9 protein-coding genes are annotated in these 8,317 nt (G+C 45.4%); 3 read left to right on the top strand and 6 right to left on the bottom strand.

The features are described 5' to 3' along the window. Positions 1–187: 187 nt before the first annotated feature. The 6 genes from EII41_RS12920 to EII41_RS12895 all read right to left on the bottom strand — a co-directional run bounded on the left by EII41_RS12920 (position 188) and on the right by EII41_RS12895 (position 6,139). A complete protein-coding gene (locus EII41_RS12920) occupies positions 188–2,647 on the bottom strand; it encodes a TonB-dependent receptor (RefSeq protein ID WP_124790921.1) in 2,460 nt (819 codons plus the stop codon). A 66-nt stretch (positions 2,648–2,713) separates the two neighbouring features. After that, positions 2,714–3,229, bottom strand: a complete 516-nt coding sequence (locus EII41_RS12915; RefSeq protein ID WP_124752647.1) for a KdsC family phosphatase — start codon at positions 3,227–3,229, stop codon at positions 2,714–2,716. Between the two features lie 5 nt (positions 3,230–3,234). Next, on the bottom strand, positions 3,235–3,999 hold the full coding sequence (locus EII41_RS12910; RefSeq protein ID WP_124790920.1) for a Rossmann-like and DUF2520 domain-containing protein: 765 nt from the start codon (positions 3,997–3,999) through the stop codon (positions 3,235–3,237). Next, a complete protein-coding gene (locus tag EII41_RS12905; RefSeq protein ID WP_124790919.1) occupies positions 3,996–4,559 on the bottom strand; it encodes a nitroreductase family protein in 564 nt (187 codons plus the stop codon). Before EII41_RS12905 ends, EII41_RS12910 begins: the two co-directional genes overlap by 4 nt. 161 nt (positions 4,560–4,720) lie before the next feature. Further along, the gene (locus EII41_RS12900; protein ID WP_124790918.1) at positions 4,721–5,809 is read right to left on the bottom strand and encodes a phosphotransferase enzyme family protein; all 1,089 of its coding nucleotides are present in this window, start codon (positions 5,807–5,809) and stop codon (positions 4,721–4,723) included. 75 nt (positions 5,810–5,884) lie between these two features. Then, positions 5,885–6,139 (bottom strand): type B 50S ribosomal protein L31, encoded by a 255-nt coding sequence (locus tag EII41_RS12895; RefSeq protein ID WP_124752651.1) that lies wholly within the window; start codon positions 6,137–6,139, stop codon positions 5,885–5,887. 229 nt (positions 6,140–6,368) lie between these two features. On the opposite strand from EII41_RS12895, the gene EII41_RS12890 reads away from it, so the two are divergent. From EII41_RS12890 to EII41_RS12880, 3 genes are all read left to right on the top strand, one after another. After that, a complete protein-coding gene (locus EII41_RS12890; protein ID WP_124752652.1) occupies positions 6,369–7,364 on the top strand; it encodes a class II fructose-bisphosphate aldolase in 996 nt (331 codons plus the stop codon). A 412-nt stretch (positions 7,365–7,776) separates the two neighbouring features. Continuing rightward, complete coding sequence (locus EII41_RS12885) at positions 7,777–8,157, top strand: DUF4372 domain-containing protein (protein WP_124790917.1); 381 nt, start codon at positions 7,777–7,779, stop codon at positions 8,155–8,157. A 4-nt stretch (positions 8,158–8,161) separates the two neighbouring features. Beyond that, positions 8,162–8,317, top strand: a 156-nt coding sequence (locus EII41_RS12880; RefSeq protein WP_148091753.1) for a transposase, incomplete at its 3' end; no start/stop codon positions are given.

Raw genomic sequence — 8,317 nt, 5'->3', positions numbered from 1 at the left:
GTAGATACTCCCATCCTATTCTCCAAATATTTTTACAGGTTTTTTTTGAGAAAAATCGCAAATAGTTGAAAATCACAAATATAAAAAGAAAATGAGAACATACATTAATATATAGAGAAAGAAAAGATGAGTAAAACAGGGCATAAAGAAAACAGGATATAAGGAATAAAATCATCCAATGATTCGATTAAAAATCGACCGTGAGACGAAAATTCAGCTGGCGACCGGTCAAATAATTCGGAACCGCATACTGATGACTATACACATCCGTTATCCAATAATAAGAACTTGTATTATAAATATCGAATACATTAAATACATCAAGCCCTAACCAGATACTTTTAAAATTGCGGAAAAAGCCCCTCTCCATCAAAGCATCTTCTCCCCCGGCCAATTGGTAGGTAAAGCCAAGGTCTATGCGACGATAAGGCGGCGTTTTATAATTGCTTCCGTCATATCCCCGACGAGGCACTGTGACGGGCAATCCCCCGGTCAACACACCGCGCAGATTGAGCATGGCTCGACGATAACCGGGAAAATAGTCCTGAAAGTAAAGCGAAATATTATACGCGGGACTGTTGGGCATCGATACACTGACTGTTTCCCGTCCACTTCGTTCAATCGTCTGCCGTGATTTCATTAACGACAAGCTGATCCAGGAATCGGTTCCGGGCACAAACTCGCCGAAAAGCTTCATATCCAATCCGGCAATGTAGCCTTTTGCACAATTCTCCCCATAATATCGTATCTTCACATTGTCTAATGTGTAGGGATTGATATTGCTCAGGTTCTTATAATACAGCTCCGTCGTCAACTTAAAGTTCCGGGTGCCGACCTTAAACCCGTAATCACCTCCCAAAATAAAATGAATCGATCGTTGCGACTTCAGCTGATCATTCAGCCGGATCACCGTATTTCCATCTTTATCCTTCACCTCGGTACGTAATTCTTTATAAAAAGGAGACTGGTAATACAGTCCGGTCGCAAAACGAAGCGTAAGATCCTGATTGGCATTCGGAATAAAGCCCAGCGAAGCACGCGGGCTGAAAAGGAACTCCTTGCTATATGTCCAATAACTGCCTCGTATACCGCCAACAAGCGTGAACAAGCCCTGCTCGGTACGAAACTTGAAGATATCTTGGACATACGCAGCCAGGCGTGTACTACTCAATTTATTATCGGAAAAAAGATTGGCTATCACGTTCACTTCCTTACCGGTCTGCGGTAACGAATAACCGGACGAATCACGACTTTCCCATTCGCTGATTTTATCGATAATACGTTCCATCTGAGCGTTGACGCCCCATTTCAATGTTTGATGAGTCGTAAGCTGTGTGATGCCGTAGAGTCCGACATGACTAACGGTCGCTTGTAATCTGTTTCGTGCGTGTTCATGATAGGAGGCCAGAGCAATGGATCGCTCACCCTCAGCGATCTTTTCATCGTCTCCCTCTTCACCGGCTTTATCCAGACGATAATTTCCGGTCAGATCATAGCTTTCCTCTTCATTGCTCCGGAAAGCGAAGGCCTGCAAACCCAGTTCCGACTTCGGACTTAACTGATGTTTCAACGTCAAAGCCCCGTAAATCGTTTCAAACTTGTCACGTTCCTGACCATCGAAAAACACATGAAACTTTTGCTTATTCTTCACCGTACCAAATGTGGTCTCCAACTCGATCGGAACATATTTATAATGGTTAGACGAGAGGTTTCCCAGAAAATGAAGCTCCCACTTCGGGGCGGGTTTATAGGTCATGAACGTTTGCAAATCTACAAAGCGCGGCACATACTCGGCACGGCCGACTAAATTGTTCAACAGCGAACTCGACATTTTGTAACGTATGCCGGTAACTTGTGTAAATTTCTTGCTCCCACTTCCTACATACGCACTGGCCGTGCTGATATTCAGATTCGAAGCGCCAAGTACACCGACCGAAGCCGATCCTTCCAGTTTTGTCGGCTTTTTATACGAAATATCCAAGACGGAACTCATCTTATCCCCGTAACGCGCATCGAACCCGCCGGCCGAGAACTGCACGTTTTCTGTCAGGTTCGGATTGACAAAGCTCAATCCTTCCTGCTGCCCCGATCGTATCAGCAAAGGACGAAAGACCTCCATTCCGTTCACGTAAACCAGATTTTCGTCAAAACTTCCCCCCCGTACCGAATATTGGGTACTCAGTTCATTGTTCGACGACACTCCGGCGTACGTCACAATCAAACTTTCGATACTTCCCCCCGATGGATCGGGAAGAATCTTCAAACGTCCGGCATCAAGCGTCTCCATCGTAGTCGTCTGCCTGCGAATCGCCGTCACCGACACTTCGTTCAGTTGGAGAGAAGTATAATTCATTTGTACGTTCACACGCATATCTTGTGCCAAACGCGGAATCACTCGTTCCGCCTTATTGTATCCGAGACACGAAAAAAGCAGCACAACGGAATCACCCGGCGAAACCGATAACGAATAAAATCCTTTCTCATCGGTCATCGCACCTATCAGCGTATGCTTCACTTGTACAGCTACGAGCTCCAACGGGTTGCCATCGGCATCCCGCACATTTCCCGAAACTTTCACTTTGCCCTGAGCATTCAGACCCATGGCCATCCACAAAAACAGAAGCGACGCCAACGTACGATTTCTCATCTTTCCTTTATTTTACGTGAGTATGAACGTAAAAAAAGCCCAAAGCGTATATTCCGGTGGCAATTTTCACCAACCGAATGCTTTATCCGTCATCCACATTTGCTGCGCTTTCATCGTTTGTTCAATCACTTCGCGGGCAATACCGTCGCCACCGTTCAGAGGCGAAATATATTTTGCGATGTGTTTAATCTCCGGAGCTGCCGTAGCCGGCGCAATAGGCAAGCCAACACGGCACATCACTTCATAGTCCGGGATATCGTCGCCGGCAAACACGATAGCTTCTTCTTCCAAGCCGGTCTTCTGAAGGAAATCTTCGTAATCCTTTATTTTGATTGCGCTACACATATAAATATGCTGCACTCCAAGACGTTCGAAGCGGAAACGTACATTTTCCGTGTAGGCACCGGTGATGATGCCCACCTGATAACCATGCTTAACAGCCAGTTGCAACGCATAACCGTCTTTGATGTTGACGGTTCGCGCCGGATCGCCGTTGTCCGTCAACGGAATTTTATCGGACGACAGTACGCCGTCCACATCGAACAGAAAAGCTTTTATTTTTGTCAAATCATACGGTATCATCACGTTCAAGATTGAGATAATAGGTGAATATGTTTACTGATTAATTCATACAGCTCACGCACAATCGGATCGGTCAGCATGGCCGATTGTTTTTCGATTACATTGCGATCGTATCGTACCGCCGGCCCCGTCTGTGCATCAGCAGGAGAAAGGGTATGTATTTTCGCGGCCGTTTCATCGATCAGCGGCAACAGTACGGTGGGGTCTATCCCCTGCTCATTCAAAATCCGATCGGCAAGGACATACATGTGATTTGTAAAGTTACAAGCAAAAACCGCAGCCAGATGCAAATAACGGCGTTTTTCGGAAGAAAGCAACCGTACATCGGAAGAAATCTTTTCGGCAAGCGTTCGCAGACGCTGCTCGCTTTGTGCTGAATCAGCTTCGATAAAGCAAGGGACACTCCGGAAATCGATCGGTCGTTTTTTTGAGAAGGTCTGTAACGGATAAAGCACGCCATAATGGCGGGCATATCCGCGAAAAATATCCATCGGCACACTGCCTGCCGTATGCAGCCAAAATCCCTCGTCCGGAGAGACTTGTGCGACAATCTTGGGCAAAACCGCGTCTTTCAGGGCAAAGACATATAAGTCGGCATCCGAACGTAGTGCGCCGACATCCGTTGTCCACGCACACGCGTGCTCTGCAGCCAGCTTTTGTGCATTTGCTTCGGTACGGCTATAAATCTGACAGATACAGAGTCCGGCCTGCCGCATCGCTGCGGACAAATGAGTCGCTACATTTCCGGCTCCGATAAAGACGACCTTCATGCCTGAGTCGCTTCTTCCGATGTACCGGGCAACGCGAATTTACCGATATGTACCTTCTCCCACAACAAGTGCGATTCATCGAACGGTTTGCGTTCCTGATCTTTGTGTCCGAAACCAATGATGCACAAAACTCCCATCTGATAGGGTACATCCAACAAATCGCGGACATATTGCTCCGAGTCGCGTTCATCGGCCGTCAGGCGATTCCGCACATGACACCAACAGCTTCCAAGCCCTAAATCCTCGGCCTGCAACTGCATATATATCGCGGCGATGGAGGCATCTTCGACCCATACATCGCTTATTGTCATATCACCCAACACGACAACGGCCAACGCACATCCTTCGAGAAACCCTCCTCCGGCGCTTTTGCACCTCGCCAACTGCGTCAACATATCCTTATCCTCGACCGTGATAAACTGCCACGAATGCGAGTTCTTCGATGTCGGAGCCATCAAAGCGGCTTTCAAAAGTTGCTGCACCTTTTCCGGTGCGATCAGTTCGTCCGTAAATTTCCGCGTACTGCGTCGACGGGTGATCAGAGAATTGAAATCTTCCATACCATACTATTATAATGATGCGAGGACAAAATTAGAGAAATTTTCCGAAATGGAGCTTCTTGAAAAAATTAACACAGCAAAAAAGAACATCTCGCTACAAAAAAACTTCGCCCCGAAATCTTATGATAACGGGGCGAGTCTGTATGATGTTCTGCGGCTAATTACAGCCATTCTTTCATAAACGCATTCATTTCCTCGGCATGTGCTTCAAGACTTTGCAACAGCTTAAGTTGAGCACGAGTACGAATTAAGTTATGCTTCGGCTTGTGCGTTTTATAATACGTGTCGCCATTGAGATAATCGGTCAGGAAACGTACCGTCTGCATATACGTCAACAAGCGTCCTCCGTAAGGAAGAAGACTGATCTCGATCGGCGTAAGGAAAGATTTTGCCTTTTCCATGTAACCGCGCGTATATGCTTTGAAAATCTCCATGTTTACCCCCACTCGATCGAGTTGCTCATCGTCTTCGGCTCCCGTATTGGCTCCGGTACGGATAAAATCGCCGATGTCGGACAAGACAAAACCCGGCATTACGGTATCCAGATCAATCACACATAACACCTTTCCATCTTCATCGAACAAGATATTGTTAACTTTCGTATCGCAATGATTCGTACGTTTTTTCAGTTTGCCTTCACGATACAGTTCTTCCTGAACGCACATTTCCTTGGCACGCTTCTCAATTTCCTCAATGAGGTCTTTCACCTCATCCACACGTCCGGCCGCATTCGCCTGAACCGCGTCGTGAAATTGCTGCAACCGGAATTCCATATTATGGAAGTTCGGAATGGTTTCGCCCAAAGCGCCTTCGGGCAAATCGGACAACATGGATTGGAAATCGCCAAAAGCGCGTCCGGCTTCATAAGAAGAGGAAGGATTCACTTCTTCCAAACTTTGACAACGAGGAATCATCAGGCAGACACGCCAGTAGCTTTCGCCGTCGAAATAATACCTTTTCCCGTCATCAGCCGGAAGAAAAGTCAGCACCTTACGATCGATATCCTCTTCTCCGCGTTCCTGCAACTTCGCGCGGATATGTGATGTAACCGTATGAATATTATTTTGGAGCATCTCCACATTGGTGAAGATATGATGATTGATACGTTGTAAAACATAACCGGGTGTACCGGATTCGGTAATTACTTTCAGCGTATCGTTGATATGTCCGTTGCCGAAAGGTTCGACTGAAACGATGTTTTCCTTAATACCAAACCGACTGAGGATTTGTAAATATTTTTCGTTTGTCATGGTGCTGAAAAATTTTGATGTAAACCAAAAAAGGACGCTCCATAGAACGCCCCTCTCTGATCGTACGTGTTACATTTACTTTTTGTTCCGGTTACCGTAACGGCTCATAAACTTGTCTACACGACCGGCCGTATCGACCAACTTGGCCTTACCCGTATAAAACGGATGCGAACTGCTGGAAATTTCCAGTTTAACCAGCGGGTAGGTAACCCCGTCAATCTCTATTGTCTCTTTCGTATTGATCGTAGAACGAGTGATGAACACTTCTTCGTTCGACATGTCTTTGAAAGCAACCTGACGGTAATTTTCCGGATGAAGTTCCTTTTTCATTGCTCTTCTATTTTTAATTTATGATGATCTTGTTTCCTTTTTCCAAATACGGGGTGCAAAAGTATTCATAATTGTTTAAACAAGCAAGAAAAAAGCGGTAAAATTCTAATTCATAGCATAGCCACGTGTAATTTATGCGCCGAACCATAAAAAAAATATTCCATATTCATTCGTTCGTGATTTTTTTCGTACCTTTGAGCCTGATTTTTCACATATAACACAAGAAACAATGATAAATTACAAAGACTTAGGCTTGGTGAACACGCGTGAAATGTTCAAAAAAGCAATCAACGGAGGCTATGCAATTCCAGCCTTCAATTTCAACAACATGGAACAGATGCAGGCCATCATTCAGGCCGCGGTAGAAACGAAATCGCCGGTGATTTTACAAGTTTCGAGTGGGGCGCGAAAATACGCCAACCAAACGATCCTGCGTTACATGGCCGAAGGAGCCGTTGCTTATGCAAAAGAACTCGGATGCCCGAATCCGCAAATCGTTCTTCACCTCGATCATGGTGACACTTTCGAACTTTGCAAAAACTGCATCGACATGGGATTCTCTTCCGTCATGATCGACGGATCGCATCTCCCATACGACGAAAACGTCGCACTGACGAAGCAAGTCGTTGAGTATGCTCATCAGCACGATGTGACAGTAGAAGGTGAATTAGGTGTTCTGGCAGGCGTTGAAGACGATGTCGTAGCAGAACATCACACCTACACGAAGCCGGAAGAAGTCGTTGACTTTGTAACGAAAACCGGCTGTGACTCGCTGGCGATCTCGATCGGTACTTCGCACGGAGCAAACAAGTTCAAACCCGAACAGTGCAAACGCGCCGCAGACGGACGCCTTGTTCCTCCGCCTTTGGCTTTCGAAATCTTGGAAGCAGTGGAAAAAGAATTGCCGGGCTTCCCGATTGTCCTCCACGGATCATCATCCGTGCCGCAAGAAGATGTAGATACCATCAACAAATACGGTGGTGCGCTGAAAGATGCGATCGGTATTCCAGAAGAAGAGCTACGTAAAGCAGCTAAGTCGGCTGTTTGCAAAATCAACATTGATTCCGACAGCCGCTTAGCCATGACAGCTGCTATTCGTAAAGTATTTGCTGAAAAACCGGCCGAATTTGATCCGCGTAAATATTTAGGACCGGCTCGCGATGCAGCCAAGGCTCTTTACATTCACAAGATCAAAAATGTATTAGGCTCAGATAACAAGCTTTAATTAGTACGATAAAAATTCAAAGCGGAAAGGGGCTGTCTTGAGAAAAACGGACAGTCCTTTTTTGTGCTGTCACTTTCGGTCTCTCCCGTAAAAACCACTCCCTCTCCTACTCTTCCGTCCATCGGCTTCATCACCCTGTGTTCCGATCCGTGAACCATGGCTGACGCATTAAAATGTAGAAAGTCGAGAGGATAAATCTTTTTTCGCTCTAAACGCAGTTCTTCTATTAAGAAGAAGAGCGATGCTATAATAATCACTCCTTAACAATTGATTTTCTTAAATAAAAAGTAATAAAAGTATATTTTTTCCCACTATTGTCCGATAAAAAAACTATTCAAAAGTGCAGGGCGAAAAAAATATTCCCCCGTACACTTTTTTCGTAGTTTTGTGTTCACTATAACGCAATACTACCATGGGCAAAAATACATATTTTTTCGGACAATCTGTTTTCGGACAGCTCATATCTTTGATTGATACCCGCATGATCACCCGAAACAGCGCTAAGCACAATGCCGACCGCTATATAAAGTGGTTCACAACTAAAGACCATTTGATCAGTATGCTCTTTGGCGTATTTGCAAAAATCACGTCTTTGCGTGAAGTATCCGGAGCTATGCTTGGCTTATCGGGAAAAACCAAACATTTTCAATTGGAAAGCCTGCCGTACCGCAGCACGCTTTCGGATGCCAATAAACGTAGAACATCGGATGTTTTTGCCGGTATTTACAACGATTTATTAAAATATGAATATCCGTATATTTTCCTAAAAAGACTATTTTTGCAAAAAAAATAATGCAATGACCCTGATCGATTTTCTAACTCACTTTCCGGACGAAGAAAGTTGCAAGCAAAAGTTTAAGGCCTATCGCGACCAGGTTGGGGTGGTTTGTCCCAAATGTGGCGGGAGTTCTCATTACTGGAAAAAGGACAAGGAACAATACGAGTGTAAACAC

The sequence above is a fragment of the Tannerella forsythia genome (genome assembly GCF_003860135.1).
Lineage (GTDB): Bacteria > Bacteroidota > Bacteroidia > Bacteroidales > Tannerellaceae > Tannerella > Tannerella forsythia_A.
The sequence above is the reverse complement of the archived record's forward strand: the minus strand, read 5'-3'. Positions and strand labels throughout refer to the sequence as shown.